Below are 18,559 nucleotides of genomic sequence, written 5' to 3' on the forward strand. Positions count from 1 at the left end.
AATGGAAAATGGCGAAACGTGATCAGAACAAGCTTACAGGAAAACAAAAAGCAGCCATCCTCATGATTTCCTTAGGCCTTGATGTATCAGCTTCTGTGTACAAGCATTTGTCTGAAGAAGAAATTGAAAGATTGACTCTCGAGATTTCGGGAGTCAGAAGCGTCGATCATCAAAGAAAAGATGAAATCATTGAAGAATTTCATAATATCGCAATCGCTCAGGACTATATTTCACAAGGCGGTTTAAATTACGCCCGCCAAGTGCTTGAAAAAGCGCTCGGAGAAGACAAAGCGGTAAGCATTTTAAACAGGCTCACCTCTTCTTTGCAGGTAAAGCCGTTTGATTTTGCGAGAAAAGCGGAGCCCGAACAGATTTTAAATTTCATTCAGCAGGAACATCCGCAAACGATGGCGCTGATTTTATCCTACCTTGACCCGGTGCAGGCCGGACAGATTTTGTCTGAGCTGAACCCGGACGTTCAGGCTGAGGTGGCAAGAAGGATTGCGGTTATGGACAGAACGTCTCCCGAAATCATAAATGAAGTGGAGCGGGTCCTTGAACAAAAGCTGTCCTCCTCCTTTACGCAGGATTATACGCAGACCGGCGGCATAGAAGCCGTTGTTGAAGTGTTAAACGGTGTAGACAGAGGAACGGAAAAAACGATCCTTGATTCATTAGAAATCCAAGATCCTGAATTGGCGGATGAAATCAAAAAACGGATGTTTGTCTTTGAAGATATTGTCACCCTTGATAACCGTGCGATTCAGCGCGTGATCAGAGACGTTGAAAACGACGACCTCCTGCTTTCATTGAAGGTTGCGAGCGAGGAAGTCAAAGAGATCGTCTTCAGCAATATGTCACAGCGTATGGTTGAAACGTTTAAAGAGGAAATGGAAATTATGGGGCCTGTGCGTTTGCGTGATGTGGAAGAGGCGCAATCAAGAATCGTGGGCGTCGTCCGCAAGCTGGAAGAAGCCGGAGAAATTGTAATCGCGCGAGGCGGAGGAGACGATATTATTGTCTAATATCATTAAACAGCAATCATCATTTTCTCCTGAACAAAAACGGCGCAAGCTTTCCTTGCAGGAAGTCAGGAAAACACATTCCCAGCCAGACCGGGAGGAACTTGAAAATCCGGAGGCGCTCATGGCCTTTGCCAAGGCCGAAGCCGACAGGGTGTCTGAAGAAGCGAAAAATCAATTGGATCACACTCTTCGGCAGATTGAAGAAGAGAAAAACCGCTGGGCGGAAGAAAAACAAAGATTGATGGAAGAAGCGAAGGCAGAAGGATATAAAGAAGGCATGGCATTGGGAAAAGCCGATGCTCAAGCTGAATATGCCAATCTCATCAGCCGGGCCAATGCCGTTATGGAAATGGCGAGACAGTCAGTCGAGGAAAAACTGGAAAGCGCTGAAGAAGAAATTATTGAGCTTTCCGTTGCGCTCGCTAAAAAAGTCTGGCGGCAAAAAAGTGACGATAAAGAGGCTTTCCTTCTGCTGGTCAAACAGGTAGTAGCCGAAGTAAAAGATTATGATGACATCTCCATCTATGTGGACCCTGAATATTATGAGACGGTTCATCAGCATATGGACGAAATTCAGCAGCTGTTATACAAAGAATGCAGATTAAGCTTATATGCCGATGAAAAAGCCGCAAAGGGAACGTGCTCGATAGAAACTCCGTTCGGACGTGTTGATGCAGGCATAGACACCCAGCTGATGCAATTAAAGCAAAAACTTTTAACGGCGCTTGAGGCGGGAGCGGAGCAATGAAGACACAGTATTTAATAGACTCAATTGAAACAGCGGATCCGTACAAACGCTACGGCAAGGTTAAACGGGTCATCGGGCTGATGATTGAATCAAAAGGGCCCGAAAGCTCAATCGGAGATGTTTGTCTCATTTATCCGAAAGGCCATGCAAAAAAAGCGATTAAAGCTGAGGTTGTAGGCTTCCAGGATGAAAACATTCTGTTAATGCCTTATCTGGAAGCAGCCAGTATCGCGCCGGGCAGCATTGTGGAGGCCACTGGCGAGTCGCTCCGCATCAAAGTAGGGGCGGGGTTAATCGGACAAGTTGTCGACGCGTTCGGCGAACCTCTTGACGGCCGGGCGCTTCCGAAAGGTTTGTCCCCCGTTTCGACAGAACAGCAGCCGCCAAACCCGATGAAACGCCCGCCGATACGGGAAAAGATGGGTGTCGGCGTCAGATCGATTGACAGTCTGCTGACGGTAGGAAAAGGGCAGAGAATCGGGATTTTTGCCGGAAGCGGAGTCGGGAAAAGCACCTTGATGGGAATGATTGCGAAGCAGACTGAAGCTGATTTAAACATTATCGCACTTGTCGGTGAACGGGGGCGCGAGGTGCGTGAATTCATTGAGAAGGATTTAGGCGAAGAAGGCCTGAAACGCTCGATAGTCGTAGTCGCGACCTCTGATCAGCCTGCGTTAATGCGATTGAAAGCGGCGTATACGGCCACCGCCATTGCGGAGTATTTCCGCGATAAAGGCCGGAATGTGATGTTCATGATGGACTCCGTCACGAGGGTCGCGATGGCTCAGCGGGAAATCGGCCTGGCAGCGGGAGAACCGCCGACAACAAAAGGATATACACCTTCTGTGTTCGCTATTTTGCCCCGTTTGCTGGAAAGAACGGGCGCGAATGAACAAGGAACGATAACCGCTTTTTATACGGTTCTCGTTGACGGAGATGACATGAACGAACCGATTGCCGATACGGTGCGCGGAATATTAGACGGGCATATCGTTCTCGACCGGGCGCTGGCCAACAAGGGGCAGTTTCCGGCCGTGAACATCCTGAAAAGCATCAGCAGGGTCATGTCTAATATTTCAGACACAGCGCACATAGAGGCGGCCAACAAATTCCGTGATCTTCTGTCAACTTATCAAAACTCTGAAGATCTCATTAATATCGGAGCTTACAAAAGAGGGTCATCAAGAGAAATTGATGAAGCGATTCAGTTTTATCCGCAGCTTATTCAATTTTTAAAACAAGGAACGGAAGAACCTGCTCAATTGGAAGACAGCATTGCGGCATTGACGAGTCTGACAGGAAATGAGGAATAAACATCATGGCTTACCAATTCAGATTTCAAAAGCTGCTGGAATTAAAAGAAAATGAAAAAGACCAAACATTGACTGAATACAGACAATCGGTTTCTGAATTTGAGACAGTGGCTGAAAAACTATATGAAAATATGAGCAAAAAAGAATTGCTCGAAAAAGACAAAGAATCAAAGCTGAAATGCGGGATGAGCGTTCAGGAAATGAGACATTATCAGCAATTCGTTTCCAACCTTGAGAACACCATCTACCATTATCAAAAGCTTGTCATTATGAAACGAAATGAAATGAATGAGAAGCAGGAACAGCTCACCGAAAAAAACATTGAAGTAAAGAAATTTGAAAAAATGCGGGAAAAACAATTTAATATGTTCGCACTTGAAGATAAAGCTGCAGAGATGAGGGAAATGGACGACATTTCAATCAAGCAGTTTATGATTCAGGGGCATTAGGAGCGAATGAAATGGCCGATAAAGAAAAGAGATCTGGAAAGTTCGGTTCAATCCTGCTTTTTATCATGATCCCGCTGATTTTTCTGATCATCGTCGCAAGCATCATCCTTTGGGCTGCCGGCGTTGATGTGATGAAGCCGATTCAGGAAACAGCCGCTAAAACGCCTGTTTTAAAAGAATTGGTTCCCGAAACGAAAGAAATGAAAAGCGCGGCGGAAAAGCAGAAGGAAGACAGAACGGCTTCTCTTGAAAAGACCATAAAGGAACAAAAAAGTGAAATTAACATTTTGAATAAAGATTTAGACACAAGCAAGTCCGAAATCGATAATCTGAATCAGAAAATCCGTTCGCTGAAACAGGAAGCTGAACAGCAGCAGAAAACGAAGACGGATGAAACAAAAAAAGACGCTTCGGATTCAGCCGGAAAAGATAAAATGATCAACATCTATAAAAGTATGGACAGCGGTAAAGCGGCAAGCATTATCGTAAAGCTGAAAGAAAAAGAAGCCCTCGATATTTTAAATGGATTAAGTAAAAAGCAGCTTGCTGAAATCTTGACGAAAATGACTCCTGAACAAGCGGCTAAATATACAGAAAAACTATCCGCTGACGGAAATAAGGAGTGATGTAAGTTGAAGCTGCTTGAATTAACGGGTAATCGTACGCAGACTGCGCAAAACAGCAATGTGAAGATGAATGAAAACAGCTTAGGTCTATTTCAGAACTGGCTCCTGTCGGAAATCACTTCTCCCCGGCAGCCCGGAGATGAAACAAAAACAAGTGACGCAGAGCTGAATGACGCCCTATCGAAAATCGGTGATTGGCTGAAAGCCGGCCCGGAAGATAAAGAATTGCAGCTTAAACAGCTGCTTGAGGCGGTAAAAGCTCTTGAAGGAAAGCAGACAGCTGAAACAGCTCTTCCTTTATTGAAACAGCTTGCCGAATCCGTTGAAGACATGTTAGCGGGAAAACAGCATGAGACGAAGCCTGAAACGGATGAGCCGGATTCTTCCGAAAAAGACGGGGATTCCGTCAAGGATGCGCTTGAGAAGGGCCTGCTTTTCATTCAAGAAGCCGTATCCCGGCTCTTCACATCTCAGCAGGAACTGCCTGACAGCACGCAGGCAAAGGCGGTTTACCGGGAAGGCGCCCGTTTATTAGAGGCATTGAAAAAACAAGGCGTTCCGGACCGCGTGATTCAAGACCTGCGGCAGACATTTTTTCCGAAAAACGAATCTGCATCTAAACTTTACGCCATGACAGCCGCTGAGCTGAAGAGCTTTCAAAGCGTCGCGGAGCAGCTTGCGGGCCTTTCTCAAAAGGGAACAAAGGAATGGGATATGGCTGAAACTGAGCTGAAAGCTTTTGTGTTATCTCAATCATCTGAATCATCCCAAGAGTCAGCCGGGAAAACGGAACAGCAAAACGGCGGCACGGTTTCTCACGCAAAGGCGCCTGACAGCAAATTGTCTGCACATATACTGTTTTCGGGAACGAGAAGCCTTGCCGGCATTCAGCAAGCGTCCGCAGGAGCTGAACAGCAGCCGGCAGAAAATAAACCGTTAACGGATCAGGTCATCAGCGGCTGGAAACAGATGAAATACACGCCTTTCGGGAAAACAACCGGAAGCTTTACGATTCGTCTTAATCCCGAGAACCTCGGATTTGTCACAATTAAGGTGACAAACGAAAACGGGATGTTTCAAAGCAAAATAATCGCATCCAGCCAGTCCGCGAAAGAGCTGCTGGAACAGCATCTTCCTCAGCTGAAACAGTCGCTTCCGAATATGTCGGTCCAGATCGACCGTTTTACAGTCCCGCTTCAAGGCGGGGATCAGCAGCCTGATTACGGGCAGACGGCCGATCACAATAAACAGCAGCATCAGGGACAGAGAGAGCAGAAGAACCAGCAGCAGTCAGGCGATTTCGGAGATATGCTGGAGGAGCTTTCTCTCAATGAAATGGAGGAAGAATAGTTGACATCAGTAAACTCGGATTATGCCGCGGCGGGCGCTTCAACCACTTCAAACGCGAAGAGCACCTCCGCAGTAAACAGCAGTACGAATTTAGGGAAAGACGAATTTCTGAAGATCTTAATGACACAGGTTCAAAACCAGGACCCGCTCAATCCGGTTGATGACAAAGAATTCATCAGCCAGATGGCGACATTTTCTTCATTGGAACAAATGATGAATATGAATACGACGATGACTAAATTTGTAGAAAATCAAGATCCGTTTACGATGTATGTGAACTGGATCGGCAAAAATGTCACATTCAGCGACAGCGACGGGAAGGATCAGACAAGCCCAGTCAATTCAGTCAAGCATTCAAACGGCAATTACGTGCTCGTGCTTGAAAATGGCAAAGAGGTCAGTCCGTGGAATGTCACGGCCGTCAGCGAAACATCTAAATAAAAAGAAACCCAGGGGGAATTTAACATGTTACGTTCATTATATTCCGGTATCAGCGGCATGAAAAACTTTCAGACAAAACTAGATGTAATCGGCAATAACATCGCCAATGTCAACACAGTGGGATTTAAGAAAAGCCGCGTTACATTTAAAGATATGATCAGCCAGACAGTCGCCGGCGGTTCAAACGTGACCAATTCAAAACAAATCGGCTTGGGTGCCGCGACTTCTTCCATTGATGTCGTTCATTCAACCGGCGCCCCGCAGGCTACACAGAATAAAACCGACCTAGCCATTGACGGAGACGGCTACTTTCAGATTAATACAGGTTCGGGAATCGTTTACACACGTGCGGGGAATTTCGGAAAGGACAATCAAGGCAACCTTGTTACGACTGACGGGTACTACCTTGAAAAAATCGGCGGCGGCAAAATCAATATTCCGACTGATGCGAAAGATTACAGCATCGGTGCAGACGGAACCGTTACATACACTGATGCAGGGGATGCGGTTCATGATGCCGGACAAATCGGTCTGGTCACGTTCCCTAACAGCGCCGGTCTGGAAAAAATCGGAGGCAATCTTTACAGAGAATCATTAAGTTCAGGAGCTGCGAGCGCAGTCACCACTCCGGGCGAAAACGGAACGGGTAAGCTTTTGGCAGGCTATCTTGAAATGTCAAACGTAGATCTGACAGATGAATTTACCGAAATGATCGTTGCTCAGCGCGGTTTCCAATCAAACTCAAAAATCATTACGACTTCAGATGAAATCCTTCAGGAGCTGGTTAATCTGAAACGGTAAGGAGGGAGGAGAGGCGGTTAGGCCGCTTCTCCGGATTGCATGATTCAAGTCACCCGTTTAAACGGCCAGCCTTTTACGCTGAATGCGCTGTTTATCGAACAGATTGAGTGCTTCCCCGACACGACGATTACACTGTCCAACGGCAAAAAGTTCGTAGTGAAAGAACCGGAAGAAGCAGTTCTCAAAAAAGTCATATCGTTTTACCATAGCATACAAATATTTTCACTGGATCAGGGAATAGAGGAAGAAGAATGAAGAAAAAATTAGTCATCATTTTGCTGATTATTTTAATTGTCATCGCCGGCCTCGGAACGGCAGCATATTTTGTCGTCAGCGGACACTCCGGCAAAGATAAAAAGCCGACAATTGACGAAGTCGTTGCAGCCACTGTGTCTGTCGACGATATCACGACAAACTTAAAGTCTGACAGCATCATCCGTATCGGCATCAAGCTTGAAACCGACTCGGCTAAAGCGAAGGAAGAACTTGAAAAACGCGATTTTCAGGTGAAAGACAACATCATTTCCATTTTAGCTGACACAAGCGCCGGAGAGATTGAGGGAGATAAAGGAAGAGAAGCGTTTAAACAATCATTAAAAGAGAAAGTAAACAGCTATCTCCAAGAAGGAAAAGTTCAGAAAGTGTACATTACCTCCTTTAATCTGCAATAAAAACAAATTTGACAGAATACGGAGGTGAAGAAAATGTCAGGAGAAGTTCTCTCCCAAAATGAAATAGACGCACTGCTTTCCGCCATTTCCACGGGTGAGGCGGATGCGGAAGAGCTGAAAAAGGAAGTTAAAGAGAAAAAAGTAAAGGTATATGATTTTAAACGGGCTCTCAGATTCTCGAAAGATCAGATACGCAGTTTAACCCGGATACATGATAACTTTGCGAGGCTTCTCACAACACACTTTTCCGCCAAGCTCAGAACGTATATTCATATATCCGTCAGCTCAGTTGACCAGGTGCCGTATGAAGAATTTATCCGTTCCATACCGAACATGACGATTTTAAATTTATTCGATGTTCATCCGATGGAAGGCAGAATCATGATGGAGGTTAATCCCACCATCGCATACGCAATGCTGGACCGCGTCATGGGAGGCATCGGCATCACTCATAACAAAGCTGACAGCCTTACGGAAATTGAAACGAATATTATTTCTAACTTATTTGAAAATGCACTGGGCAACTACAAAGAAGCTTGGCAATCAATTGCTGATATTGACCCTGAAATGACTGAATTTGAAGTGAATCCTCAGTTTGTACAGATGGTTTCCCCAAATGAAACAGTCGTTGTCATTTCTCTCAATACACAGATAGGTGAAATCAGCGGTGTCATTAATCTTTGTATTCCCCATGTCGTACTTGAGCCGATTATCCCTAAGCTTTCCGTACATTATTGGATGCAATCAGACCGGAATGAAGCGAAGCCCGAAGAAACGAAGCTGCTTGAAAAGCGCATCATGACGGCTCAAATTCCCGTTGTGGCTCTCTTGGGCGCTTCTGAACTGACAATAGAAGAATTTTTAAGTTTGGAAGTCGGAGACTGTATAACTCTGGACAAATCAGTGACTGATCCTCTTACTGTATTGGTCGGAAACAAACCGAAGTTTTTAGGGCAGGCCGGCCGGGTGAATCGAAGACAGGCAGTGCAAATTTTAGATCACGACATAAGAGGTGAACAAGATGAACAATAGATTATCTCAAGATGAAATCGATGCTCTTCTTAACGGCACAAGCAGTCAGTCAGAGGATACAGAACAGCCTCAAGGGGCGAACTTGTCTGAACTTGAGCGCGATGCGATCGGAGAAATCGGGAATATTTCGTTCGGCAGCTCGGCTACGGCGCTGTCCACTCTTTTAAATCAAAAAGTGGACATTACGACGCCGAGTGTGACCGTCATTTCAAAAAGCAAAATCAGTGATGAATTTCCTCATCCGTATGTTGCCATTGAAGTGAACTACACAGAAGGCTTTGACGGCAGCAATTTGCTCGTCGTCGAACAAAGCGACGCGGCCATCATTGCGGATTTGATGATCGGCGGAGACGGCCGGGGCGCCGATCCGTCACTCGGTGAAATCCACCTGAGCGCCGTGCAGGAAGCAATGAATCAAATGATGGGCTCGGCTGCTACGTCAATGTCGACCGTATTCAGTAAAAAGATTGACATTTCTCCGCCAAGGGTTGAACTTCTGGATGTGACGGAAGAAAAAGGGACCGACAGAATACCTGAGGATGACCTGCTCGTAAAAGTGTCATTCCGTCTGAAAGTCGGTGAATTAATCGATTCGAGCATCATGCAGCTTTATCCGATTACGTTTGCGAAAGATCTGATCGCAGAACTGATGACTGCAGACCAGCATGAGTCAGAGGCCGCAGAAACCGTATCAGAACCACAGGAAACATACGAAACGCCGCAGCCGGAACCTGCCATGCAGCCGGAGCCGCAGGCAAAACCCGAGCTTCCGAAGAGACAGGGAACCGCAAAAAAAGCTGCGCCTGTTCAAGTCGCTCCGGTAGAATTCCAGGCGTTTGATCATAACGAAGCGGCGCAAGGATCAAGGAATAACCTTGATATGCTGATGGATATTCCGCTTTCCGTTACGGTTGAGCTCGGCAGAACGAAGAGAAGCGTCAAAGAAATCCTTGAACTTTCTGCGGGAAGCATTATTGAGCTTGACAAGCTGGCTGGTGAACCTGTTGACATCCTGGTCAACCAGCGGATCGTGGCAAAGGGCGAGGTCGTTGTCATAGAAGAAAACTTCGGCGTGAGAGTCACTGATATTTTAAGTCAGGCAGACCGCCTTAACAATTTAAAATAAGCGAACATAGAGGAGAGAAACAGATTATGGCACACAGAATTTTAATTGTAGACGATGCAGCATTTATGAGAATGATGATCAAGGATATTTTAGTGAAGAACGGTTTTGACGTTGTAGCTGAAGCTTCAGACGGAGCGCAGGCAGTCGAAAAATTCAAAGAGCATTCCCCCGACCTAGTGACAATGGATATTACAATGCCTGAAATGGACGGGATTACAGCTCTAAAGGAAATTAAACAGATCGATCCGCAGGCGAAAATCATCATGTGTTCGGCTATGGGCCAGCAGTCAATGGTTATTGACGCCATTCAAGCCGGCGCAAAAGACTTTATCGTGAAACCATTCCAAGCGGACCGCGTGCTTGAAGCCATTAATAAAACATTAAGCTAAAGGGTGTACGACTGTTGAAAAAGAGTCATGGTTTACTAGCTTTGATTTGTTGTTTCGTTTTACTCAATGTACATCCGTTCCCTGCTTTTGCGGCGGAGTCTGACAATTCCACCGTCAACGAATGGTTTGACAAACAATCAACAAACAAAACAGAGAAAAAAAGCGATACATCGAAACAAACGGCTGATCAAGAGATAGGGGATGCTTCTGCATCTTCTGTCTCCGCTTTTGATTTTGTAAAGATGATCGGGGCGTTATTATTTGTCATTCTGCTGATCTATGGATTTGTCAAACTGATGAATAGAAGAAACCGTCTGCTGAAGCCGTTTCAATATGTAGAAAATATCGGCGGAACGTCAGTCGGCCAAAACCGTTCCGTGCAGCTGATTAAAGTGGGAAACAGCGTTCTCGTAGTCGGTGTGGGCGAAACGATACAGCTTTTAAAAGAAATTGAAGATGAAAAAGAGCGCGAGGCGATTCTGAGCCAATACGAAGAGTCGATGTCTTCAAAAGTGGAATGGACCAAGCTCGTAAATCCGCGTAAGGATGGAGAAAAAAAGCCGCAAACGATGCTTCCGTCGTTTTCAAAAGCGCTGAAAGAACAGCTGAACGAGCTGAAACAAAGCCGTTCTGAAGGAAAGAAGAAAGGCCCTTATCATCATGAATGAATTCGTTAATCTTTTTAATTCAAGCAGTCCGACCGAAGTCAGCTCCACTGTTAAATTACTGCTGCTTTTGACTGTCTTTTCAGTAGCGCCGGGGATTCTGATTTTGATGACCTGCTTTACGAGAATCGTCATCGTTCTGTCTTTTGTGAGAACCTCACTGGCGACGCAGAACATGCCTCCGAACCAGGTTTTAATCGGCCTTGCGCTGTTCTTGACGTTTTTTATTATGGCGCCGACTTTTTCAGAGATTAATAAGGAAGCCTTAACGCCGCTGATGGACAACAAAATCAGTCTCGATGAAGCATATACAAAAGCCGAGAAGCCGATTAAAGAGTATATGAGCAAGCATACAAGACAGAAGGATCTGGCGCTGTTTATGAACTATGCCAAAATGAAAAAACCTGAATCGATTCAGGATATTCCTTTGACGACGATGGTCCCCGCTTATGCGATATCAGAACTCAAAACCGCTTTTCAAATGGGCTTTATGATTTTTATTCCGTTTTTAATTATCGATATGGTCGTGGCGAGCGTCTTAATGTCAATGGGAATGATGATGCTTCCGCCGGTTATGATCTCTCTGCCCTTTAAAATATTGCTTTTCGTTTTGGTCGATGGATGGTATTTAATCGTGAAATCTTTGCTTGACAGCTTTTAGGGTAGGTGCTAATTGTGAGTTCAGAATTTGTAATTTCCATGGCGGAAAAAGCCGTATATGTAACACTAATGATCAGCGGGCCGCTGCTTGCGATCGCGCTGATCGTCGGTTTGCTCGTCAGTATCTTTCAAGCGACAACTCAAATCCAGGAACAGACGCTAGCGTTCATTCCGAAAATCGTGGCGGTGATGCTTGGACTGATCTTTTTCGGTCCTTGGATGCTGTCGACGATTCTTTCGTTCACAACTGATCTGTTCTCTCATCTGAACCGATTTGCAGGGTAGAATCAAATGAATTCCATCATTGATTTATTTCCCGCTTTTTTATTGGTCTTTATCAGAATCTCTGCTTTTTTTGTAACGGTGCCGGTGTTCGGACATCGGAATCTGCCGGCGGTTCACCGGATCGGCTTTGCTTTTTTTCTTTCGGTGATCTGCTTCAGCACGCTGAAACATGCGCCGGAAATAGAAATAGGGGAACAGTATATGCTGCTTGTCATAAAAGAGGCCGTTGTGGGCTTGAGCCTCGGGCTGATTGCTTTCATGATGATGACAGCCATTCAGATAGCGGGTTCCTTTATTGATTTTCAGATGGGCTTTTCCATCGCCAATGTCATTGATCCGCAATCAGGAACGCAAAGCCCGCTGATCGGACAATTCGTTTATACGCTTGCGCTGTTATTTATGCTCAGCGTAAACGCCCATTATCTTTTATTGGACGGGATTTATTACAGCTTTCAGTATATCCCGCTTGATCAGGCATTTCCGTCGTTTGGAAATGATCACTTTGGGCTTTTTATCGCAAAAAGCTTCAATGCCATGTTCATTATCGCTTTTCAAATGTCTGCGCCGGTTGTGGCCAGTCTGTTTTTAGTTGATTTGGCGCTCGGTATTGTGGCGAGAACGGTGCCGCAGCTGAATGTTTTCGTTGTCGGGCTTCCTCTGAAAATAGCCGTGAGCTTTATTATGCTGATCGTTTGTATGGCGGTGATGTTTGTCGTCGTCCGCAACATCTTCAGCCTTACCGTTGAAACCATGCGGAATCTATTGGCATTGGTCGGTGTGACATGATGAGACTCAGACTGAATCTGCAATTCTTTGCCGGTGAAAAAACGGAGAAAGCCACTCCGAAAAAACGGAAGGATACAAGAAAGAAAGGACAGGTCGCGAAAAGTACGGATGTGAATACAGCCGTTTCTTTACTGATTATCTTTCTTTCGCTGATCGCGCTCGGTCCTTATATGCGGGACAGGCTGCTGTCCTTTATTAAAACGTTTTATACGAAATCGATATCATTACATCTGTCAGCATCTTCCGTGCATGAACTGTTCGTCGATACGGTGAAAGATATCAGCCTCATCCTCGCGCCGATTATGCTGGTCGCGCTTGTGGCAGGTGTCGTGAGCAATTATATGCAGGTGGGTTTTCTGTTTTCTGCGGAAGTCCTCAAGCCTGACTTGAATAAGCTCAGCCCGCTGAAAGGATTTAAGCGGATTTACAGCATGAGGGCGATTGTTGAACTGGTCAAATCCATTTTGAAGATTACTGTGGTCGGTTTTGCCGCCTTTATGGTGCTCTGGCTGCATTATGGCGATATTCTCCGCCTTCCGCTTTTAACGCCTGCGGAAGTGCTCACTTTCGTTTCTAAGCTCACGCTTTGGATGGGGCTTGCGGGATCAGGGGCTCTAATGCTGCTGGCCGGGCTTGATTACTTATATCAGCGTTTTGACTATGAGAAAAATATCAGAATGTCAAAGCAGGATATAAAAGATGAATACAAAAAATCGGAGGGTGATCCGATTATCAAGTCTAAAATTAAGCAGAAGCAGCGGGAAATGGCGATGAGGCGGATGATGCAGGAAGTGCCGAAAGCGGATGTCATCATTACCAACCCGACCCATTATGCGATTGCTTTAAAATATGATGAAAAGAAAATGGACGCCCCTTACATTGTTGCCAAAGGGGTCGACCATCTCGCATTAAAAATCAGGCAGATCGCCAAAGAACACGATGTCATGACGATTGAAAACAGGCCGCTCGCGCGTGCGTTATATGATCAGGTTGACATTGACCAGGCTGTGCCGGAAGAGTTTTTCAAAGTCATTGCGGAAATTTTGGCTTATGTATATAAAACGAAACAAAAAGTATAGTGAATTTCAGATTCAAAAGGAGAGAAAAACAGCATGTCAACAAGAGATTTATCGGTTTTAATAAGTGTTGTCCTCATTGTGGCAATGCTGGTGATTCCATTCCCTCCATGGTTGTTAAGTATTTTGATCATCATTAATATCTCTCTTGCGTTGATCGTGCTTCTCACCACAATGAATATGCAAGAACCGCTGCAATTCTCGATATTCCCGTCATTGCTGCTGTTATTGACGCTGTTTCGGCTTGCGCTCAATGTGTCGACGACACGTTCGATTCTTTCTCACGGAGAAGGGGGAAAGGTAGTTGAGACATTCGGGAATTTCGTTGTCGGCGGAAATGTGCTGGTAGGGCTTGTTGTTTTCATTATCTTGATTATTATTCAGTTTATCGTCATTACAAAAGGCGCCGAGCGGGTATCGGAAGTGGCGGCGAGATTTACGCTCGATGCGATGCCCGGAAAGCAAATGAGTATTGACGCGGATTTAAATGCCGGCATGATTACGGAGCAGGATGCAAAGCACAGACGTGAAAAAGTCGCCCGGGAAGCGGATTTTTACGGCGCCATGGACGGTGCGAGCAAATTCGTCAAAGGGGATGCCATCGCGGGGATCATCATCGTGATGATCAATATTATTTTCGGAATCGTAATCGGCATGCTGCAGCAGGGGATGAGCATACAAGAAGCTGCGTCTCACTTTACAATGCTGACGGTCGGTGACGGTATCGTTTCTCAAATGCCGGCCTTGCTCATTTCAACGGCTACGGGGATTGTCGTGACGAGAGCGGCCTCTGAAGGAAACCTCGGTCACGATATTACAGGCCAGCTGTTTGCTTATCCGAAGCTCTTGTATGTAGCCGCGGGAACTGTACTTTTGCTCGGTCTGCTTACACCGATCGGCATTCTGCTGACGGGGCCGATCGCTGGTCTGCTTGCATTCGGCGCTTATATGCTGTCCAAAGCGGATAAGCCGAGCGAAGAAGAGGAAGAAATTCTTGAAGAAGAGGCTCAGGCGGATGAACTGAAAAGCCCGGAAAGCGTTGTGCAGCTTTTACATATTGATCCGATTGAATTTGAGTTCGGATACGGACTCGTGCCGCTTGCAGACGCGGGGCAGGGCGGTGATCTTCTTGACCGCATCGTCATGATCAGACGTCAGCTTGCGCTTGAATTGGGACTTGTCATTCCGGTTGTGCGCATCAGGGATAATATCGCGCTCCAGCCGAATGAATACAGATTGAAAATTAAAGGCAATGAAGTCGCTAAAGGAGAGCTCCTGCTAGATCATTACTTAGCGATGTCACCGACGCCTGAAGATGACGTCATTGAAGGCATTGAAACGATTGAACCGTCGTTCGGACTTCCCGCAAAATGGATCAGCGAAGCTGCAAAAGATGAAGCGGACATGCTGGGGTATACAGTTGTTGATCCGGCGTCAGTCGTATCTACGCATATTACAGAAAAAATTAAGCAGCATGCTCATGAACTGGTCGGCAGACAGGAAACAAAGCAGCTGATCGATCATCTGAAGGAAAATTATCCTGTGCTTGTTGAGGAAGTCACGCCAAACCCTCTTTCTGTCGGCGATATTCAAAAGGTGCTTGCCAAATTGCTGAGAGAAAAAGTTTCAATCAGAAACTTGGTGACCATTTTTGAAACTCTTGCCGATTACGGAAGATTAACGACAGATTCAGACCTTTTGACAGAATACGCGAGACAGTCGCTTGCCAAACAAATCACGGCACAATATGCGAGAGAGCATGAAACGCTGAAGGTCATCACATGCTCAGGACGGGTGGAAAAAGCGATTGCAGACGGGGTTCAGCAGACTGAACAGGGCAATTACCTGTCACTCGATCCTGAGGTTTCCGACAGCATCATCCGTTCTGTCGCTAAAGAGGCCGAGCAGCTTTCCATCCGTCAGGAGTCAGCGATTCTTCTTTGCTCGCCTGCTGTCAGAATGTATGTAAAACAGCTGTTAGAACGGTATTTCCCTGATCTTCCGGTTCTTTCTTATAATGAGCTGGAAGCAAATGTTGAAGTACAGAGCATTGGAGTGGTGGATATTTAATGAAAATAAAAAAATTTACAGCCGCTTCAATGCAGGATGCCGCGAAGCAAATCAAAAAGGAACTCGGCAATGATGCCGTTATTTTACATTCCAAACAAGTAAAGAAACGAAAATGGCTGGGGCTGCGGTCGCAGCAGGCCGTCGAAGTGATAGCGGTTTTAGATCGTGACGTCAGGGAAGCGAGAAAAACGCCGCCGGCTGCCGCTGGAGAAATGAAAAAGACGGAAACGGCGGAGAAAGCTGAGCCTGTTCAGCCGCCGCTTCTTCCGGATCAAAGTATTTCCGGCGAACTGGCGCATTTTAAAGAAGTGCTCCCTGAACCATTAAAAAAAGCCGAGAGACTATTGAAGCAAGCCGGGCTTCCTGATCATACGCAAAACGCCGTACTCAGTGAATTGCTCAGTTCTTCAATTGTTTCCGGAGATTTAACTGAAGATAATGTCAGATCAAAACTGCAGGATTTGTTAGTGAAAAAACTCCCTTCGGCAGACAGGTGGCAGGAAGGGATTCAATCAAAATACGTCGTGCTTTTCGGTTCAACCGGGGCCGGCAAAACGACTACACTTGCGAAACTTGCGGCCTCATCAATGCTGACAGAGCATAAAAAAATTGCCTTTATGACGACGGATACTTACCGGATTGCCGCGGTCGAGCAGCTGAAGACATATGCGGAGCTGCTTCAGGCTCCTCTTGAAGTATGCTATTCAAAGGAAGAATGTCTGAAGGCACTGGAAAAATTCGCTGAATACGACCATGTTTTCATTGATACAGCCGGCAGAAACTTTAAAGAAGAGCAGTATATTACGGAATTACAAGAGATGATTCCGTTTGAATCAGGATTACAATCCTTTCTCGTATTATCGGCATCTGCAAAATATGAAGATATGAAACAGGTGCTGAAACAGTTTTCCGGTGTGCCGGTCAATCAATTCATTTTCACGAAAACGGATGAAACCGCCTCACTCGGCTCCGTGTTTCAAGTGCTGTCGGAATCAAGAATCGGCGCCGCCTATTTGACAAATGGACAGGATGTGCCTGAAGACATCCTATCGGCTTCACCAAAAGAGTTTGTAAGGATGCTTTTGGCATGAAACCCGATCAGGCAGAGTCATTAAGAAGGAAAATGAGAGAGCGGCAAATGATCAAGCCGGAGCTTTATGAGAAAAAAGCGAAGACATTAGCCGTCATCAGCGGTAAAGGCGGCGTCGGAAAATCTAATTTAACATTAAACATGGCAGTTGCCCTGCAGGAAAAAGGAAAAAAAGCACTCATCATTGATCTTGACATCGGAATGGGCAACATTGATGTGCTGATCGGCGCTGCTTCTTCCCGCACCATTATTGATGTGATGGAGAATCGGCATGCATTGGCTCAATCACTTTCCTCCGGTCCGAAAGGCCTTCGCTACATATCCGGAGGAACGGGGCTTGAGGCGATCTATCAAGCAGACAGAGAGAAGTGGTCGGCTTTTATGAATGGTCTTTCCGCTGTATTAAGCGATTTTGATTACGTTCTGTTTGATATGGGAGCGGGACTTTCAAAAGAACAGCTGCCGTTTATTTTATCGGCGGAAGACATTCTCGCCGTGACAACGCCTGAGCCGACGGCCATTATGGATGCCTACAGCGCGATCAAACATCTTTTGCTCGCGGATGAACGGCTGACCGTAAACATTGCCGTCAATCGCGCCCGCGCCCAAAAACAGGCGCTGGACACGTACAACCGCCTTTCTCATGCGATTCACACGTTTTTAGGCGCGGAGGTGCGTTTCGCCGGCTCCATACCCGATGATCCGCTAGTAAGTCAAGCCGTCATTGACCAGGTGCCTTTTTTAATAAAAAGTCCTCAAGCAAAAGCCAGCAGGTCCGTCCGTCTTCTGACGGATGTCTTGTTTCAAACGGAAGAAAACAAACCAAGAGAAGAGAAACCGGCATTTATTGAGAGATTATCTTCTTTTTTATTGAGGAGGACTTTACAGTGATTCGTGTGCTTGTCGTTGATGACTCAGCTTTTATGAGAAAGATGATTACCGATTTTCTGGCTGCGGAAGTGCAGATAGAAGTCATCGGGACAGCCAGAAACGGGGAAGAGGCGCTGAAGAAAATAGAGCTTCTCAAACCGGATGTTGTCACGCTTGATATTGAAATGCCGGTCATGAACGGAACGGATACATTGCGGAAGATCATCAGCATATATAAACTTCCCGTCATCATGGTATCGAGCCAGACACAGCAAGGGAAGGACCGAACGATCAACTGCCTGGAAATGGGCGCTTTTGATTTTATCACTAAGCCTTCCGGATCGATTTCACTTGATCTTTATAAAATTAAAGAGCAGCTGATTGAGAGAGTGATTGCAGCCGGGCTGTCCCGCGCACAAAAACCTGAGGCGGCAGTGAAAGAGCCTTCTATCCCGGAACGTCCGGCTTTGGCGGGATTTGAAAGACCGAAAGCAAAATCCGCCAAGCAGGCCGTCTTCATCGCGACCTCTACAGGCGGACCGCGTGCCCTGCAAAAGGTGATTCCGAAACTGCCGAAGGATTTAAAGGCGCCTGTATTTGTCGTTCAGCACATGCCTGAAGGCTTCACCGCTTCACTTGCAGACAGACTCAACCATTTGTCAGATATTCAGGTCAAAGAAGCGGAAAACGGTGAAGAAGCGAAAGACGGATGGGTGTACATCGCGCCCGGCGGAAAAAATATGACGGTTGCAGAGGAAGGCGGAAGGCTCCGCATCATTCTTGACGTTCATGATACGGAAAGCCGGCATAAACCGTCAGCCGATTATTTGTTTCGGTCGGCAAGCCGCTTATCCGATTACGAAAAGGTAGCCGTCATTATGACAGGCATGGGCAGCGACGGAACCGAAGGCGTAAAAGAAATGCTCAGAACAGGCGGCGTTAAAACGATTGCGGAATCGGACGAATCCTGTGTTGTGTTCGGAATGCCGAAGTCAGCGATAAAGGCGGGCCTCATTCATGAGATTAAACATGTGGAAGATATCGCGGCATCCATCACCGGATGTGTGAAAAAAGAGAGGGTGTGAA

The 18,559-nt window shown here is 46.2% G+C and carries 22 protein-coding genes; all 22 read left to right on the top strand.

Annotated elements, in window-relative coordinates; translation table 11 throughout:
- The first annotated feature begins 8 nt into the window (after window positions 1-8).
- From fliG to ACWJJS_RS09320, 22 genes are read left to right on the top strand one after another with little or no spacing between them, the layout of a single operon-like run.
- Window positions 9-1,025, top strand: coding sequence for a flagellar motor switch protein FliG (fliG, locus tag ACWJJS_RS09215; RefSeq protein WP_003154256.1), 1,017 nt, complete (start codon window positions 9-11; stop codon window positions 1,023-1,025).
- Window positions 1,018-1,773 (top strand): flagellar assembly protein FliH, encoded by a 756-nt coding sequence (fliH, locus tag ACWJJS_RS09220; RefSeq protein ID WP_094246938.1) that lies wholly within the window; start codon window positions 1,018-1,020, stop codon window positions 1,771-1,773. Before fliG ends, fliH begins: the two co-directional genes overlap by 8 nt.
- Window positions 1,770-3,086, top strand: coding sequence for a flagellar protein export ATPase FliI (fliI, locus tag ACWJJS_RS09225; RefSeq protein ID WP_031379121.1), 1,317 nt, complete (start codon window positions 1,770-1,772; stop codon window positions 3,084-3,086). The genes fliH and fliI overlap by 4 nt, the downstream gene beginning before the upstream one ends.
- Window positions 3,087-3,091: 5 nt before the next feature.
- Entirely contained in the window at window positions 3,092-3,535 is a 444-nt protein-coding gene (gene fliJ / locus ACWJJS_RS09230) for a flagellar export protein FliJ (protein WP_003154253.1), read from the top strand.
- An 11-nt stretch (window positions 3,536-3,546) separates the two neighbouring features.
- Complete coding sequence (locus ACWJJS_RS09235; protein WP_015388236.1) at window positions 3,547-4,161, top strand: MotE family protein; 615 nt, start codon at window positions 3,547-3,549, stop codon at window positions 4,159-4,161.
- A gap of 6 nt (window positions 4,162-4,167) precedes the next feature.
- On the top strand, window positions 4,168-5,511 hold the full coding sequence (locus ACWJJS_RS09240; protein ID WP_454023503.1) for a flagellar hook-length control protein FliK: 1,344 nt from the start codon (window positions 4,168-4,170) through the stop codon (window positions 5,509-5,511).
- Window positions 5,512-5,952 (top strand): flagellar hook assembly protein FlgD, encoded by a 441-nt coding sequence (gene flgD / locus ACWJJS_RS09245; protein ID WP_003154247.1) that lies wholly within the window; start codon window positions 5,512-5,514, stop codon window positions 5,950-5,952.
- 24 nt (window positions 5,953-5,976) lie between these two features.
- Window positions 5,977-6,753 (top strand): flagellar basal body rod protein FlgG, encoded by a 777-nt coding sequence (gene flgG / locus ACWJJS_RS09250; RefSeq protein ID WP_003154244.1) that lies wholly within the window; start codon window positions 5,977-5,979, stop codon window positions 6,751-6,753.
- Between the two features lie 39 nt (window positions 6,754-6,792).
- Window positions 6,793-7,008, top strand: a complete 216-nt coding sequence (locus ACWJJS_RS09255; RefSeq protein ID WP_003154243.1) for a flagellar FlbD family protein — start codon at window positions 6,793-6,795, stop codon at window positions 7,006-7,008.
- Window positions 7,005-7,424 (top strand): flagellar basal body-associated protein FliL, encoded by a 420-nt coding sequence (gene fliL / locus ACWJJS_RS09260; protein ID WP_003154241.1) that lies wholly within the window; start codon window positions 7,005-7,007, stop codon window positions 7,422-7,424. The genes ACWJJS_RS09255 and fliL overlap by 4 nt, the downstream gene beginning before the upstream one ends.
- 33 nt (window positions 7,425-7,457) lie before the next feature.
- Window positions 7,458-8,456, top strand: coding sequence for a flagellar motor switch protein FliM (gene fliM, locus ACWJJS_RS09265; protein ID WP_003154240.1), 999 nt, complete (start codon window positions 7,458-7,460; stop codon window positions 8,454-8,456).
- Window positions 8,446-9,582 (top strand): flagellar motor switch phosphatase FliY, encoded by a 1,137-nt coding sequence (gene fliY / locus ACWJJS_RS09270; protein ID WP_070081822.1) that lies wholly within the window; start codon window positions 8,446-8,448, stop codon window positions 9,580-9,582. The genes fliM and fliY overlap by 11 nt, the downstream gene beginning before the upstream one ends.
- 26 nt (window positions 9,583-9,608) lie before the next feature.
- Window positions 9,609-9,971: a chemotaxis protein CheY gene (gene cheY, locus ACWJJS_RS09275; RefSeq protein WP_003154238.1), complete on the top strand. Its 363-nt coding sequence runs from the start codon at window positions 9,609-9,611 to the stop codon at window positions 9,969-9,971.
- Between the two features lie 14 nt (window positions 9,972-9,985).
- Window positions 9,986-10,639 carry a flagella biosynthesis regulatory protein FliZ gene (fliZ, locus tag ACWJJS_RS09280; protein WP_003154237.1) on the top strand — a complete coding sequence of 218 codons (654 nt, stop codon included), beginning with the start codon at window positions 9,986-9,988 and terminating at the stop codon, window positions 10,637-10,639.
- The gene (gene fliP, locus ACWJJS_RS09285; RefSeq protein WP_003154235.1) at window positions 10,632-11,297 is read left to right on the top strand and encodes a flagellar type III secretion system pore protein FliP; all 666 of its coding nucleotides are present in this window, start codon (window positions 10,632-10,634) and stop codon (window positions 11,295-11,297) included. Before fliZ ends, fliP begins: the two co-directional genes overlap by 8 nt.
- Window positions 11,298-11,311: 14 nt before the next feature.
- A complete protein-coding gene (gene fliQ / locus ACWJJS_RS09290; RefSeq protein ID WP_003154234.1) occupies window positions 11,312-11,581 on the top strand; it encodes a flagellar biosynthesis protein FliQ in 270 nt (89 codons plus the stop codon).
- A gap of 6 nt (window positions 11,582-11,587) precedes the next feature.
- The gene (gene fliR, locus ACWJJS_RS09295; protein WP_003154233.1) at window positions 11,588-12,367 is read left to right on the top strand and encodes a flagellar biosynthetic protein FliR; all 780 of its coding nucleotides are present in this window, start codon (window positions 11,588-11,590) and stop codon (window positions 12,365-12,367) included.
- On the top strand, window positions 12,367-13,446 hold the full coding sequence (gene flhB, locus ACWJJS_RS09300; protein ID WP_003154232.1) for a flagellar biosynthesis protein FlhB: 1,080 nt from the start codon (window positions 12,367-12,369) through the stop codon (window positions 13,444-13,446). Before fliR ends, flhB begins: the two co-directional genes overlap by 1 nt.
- 33 nt (window positions 13,447-13,479) lie before the next feature.
- A complete protein-coding gene (gene flhA / locus ACWJJS_RS09305; protein WP_003154231.1) occupies window positions 13,480-15,513 on the top strand; it encodes a flagellar biosynthesis protein FlhA in 2,034 nt (677 codons plus the stop codon).
- A complete protein-coding gene (gene flhF, locus ACWJJS_RS09310) occupies window positions 15,513-16,604 on the top strand; it encodes a flagellar biosynthesis protein FlhF (RefSeq protein ID WP_102422473.1) in 1,092 nt (363 codons plus the stop codon). Before flhA ends, flhF begins: the two co-directional genes overlap by 1 nt.
- Window positions 16,601-17,494, top strand: a complete 894-nt coding sequence (locus ACWJJS_RS09315; protein WP_020955825.1) for a MinD/ParA family protein — start codon at window positions 16,601-16,603, stop codon at window positions 17,492-17,494. Before flhF ends, ACWJJS_RS09315 begins: the two co-directional genes overlap by 4 nt.
- Window positions 17,491-18,558, top strand: a complete 1,068-nt coding sequence (locus tag ACWJJS_RS09320) for a protein-glutamate methylesterase/protein-glutamine glutaminase (RefSeq protein ID WP_017417783.1) — start codon at window positions 17,491-17,493, stop codon at window positions 18,556-18,558. The genes ACWJJS_RS09315 and ACWJJS_RS09320 overlap by 4 nt, the downstream gene beginning before the upstream one ends.
- Window position 18,559: the final 1 nt, after the last annotated feature.

The sequence above is a fragment of the Bacillus sp. JK106 genome (assembly GCF_053663355.1).

Coding starts and splice junctions, on each gene's coding strand:
- fliG (WP_003154256.1), top strand. CDS start 9: ATGGCGAAACGTGATCAGAACAAGCTTACAGGAAAACAAAAAGCAGCC.
- fliI (WP_031379121.1), top strand. CDS start 1,770: ATGAAGACACAGTATTTAATAGACTCAATTGAAACAGCGGATCCGTAC.
- fliJ (WP_003154253.1), top strand. CDS start 3,092: ATGGCTTACCAATTCAGATTTCAAAAGCTGCTGGAATTAAAAGAAAAT.
- ACWJJS_RS09235 (WP_015388236.1), top strand. CDS start 3,547: ATGGCCGATAAAGAAAAGAGATCTGGAAAGTTCGGTTCAATCCTGCTT.
- flgG (WP_003154244.1), top strand. CDS start 5,977: ATGTTACGTTCATTATATTCCGGTATCAGCGGCATGAAAAACTTTCAG.
- ACWJJS_RS09255 (WP_003154243.1), top strand. CDS start 6,793: ATGATTCAAGTCACCCGTTTAAACGGCCAGCCTTTTACGCTGAATGCG.
- fliL (WP_003154241.1), top strand. CDS start 7,005: ATGAAGAAAAAATTAGTCATCATTTTGCTGATTATTTTAATTGTCATC.
- fliM (WP_003154240.1), top strand. CDS start 7,458: ATGTCAGGAGAAGTTCTCTCCCAAAATGAAATAGACGCACTGCTTTCC.
- fliY (WP_070081822.1), top strand. CDS start 8,446: ATGAACAATAGATTATCTCAAGATGAAATCGATGCTCTTCTTAACGGC.
- cheY (WP_003154238.1), top strand. CDS start 9,609: ATGGCACACAGAATTTTAATTGTAGACGATGCAGCATTTATGAGAATG.
- fliP (WP_003154235.1), top strand. CDS start 10,632: ATGAATGAATTCGTTAATCTTTTTAATTCAAGCAGTCCGACCGAAGTC.
- fliR (WP_003154233.1), top strand. CDS start 11,588: ATGAATTCCATCATTGATTTATTTCCCGCTTTTTTATTGGTCTTTATC.
- flhB (WP_003154232.1), top strand. CDS start 12,367: ATGAGACTCAGACTGAATCTGCAATTCTTTGCCGGTGAAAAAACGGAG.
- flhA (WP_003154231.1), top strand. CDS start 13,480: ATGTCAACAAGAGATTTATCGGTTTTAATAAGTGTTGTCCTCATTGTG.
- flhF (WP_102422473.1), top strand. CDS start 15,513: ATGAAAATAAAAAAATTTACAGCCGCTTCAATGCAGGATGCCGCGAAG.
- ACWJJS_RS09315 (WP_020955825.1), top strand. CDS start 16,601: ATGAAACCCGATCAGGCAGAGTCATTAAGAAGGAAAATGAGAGAGCGG.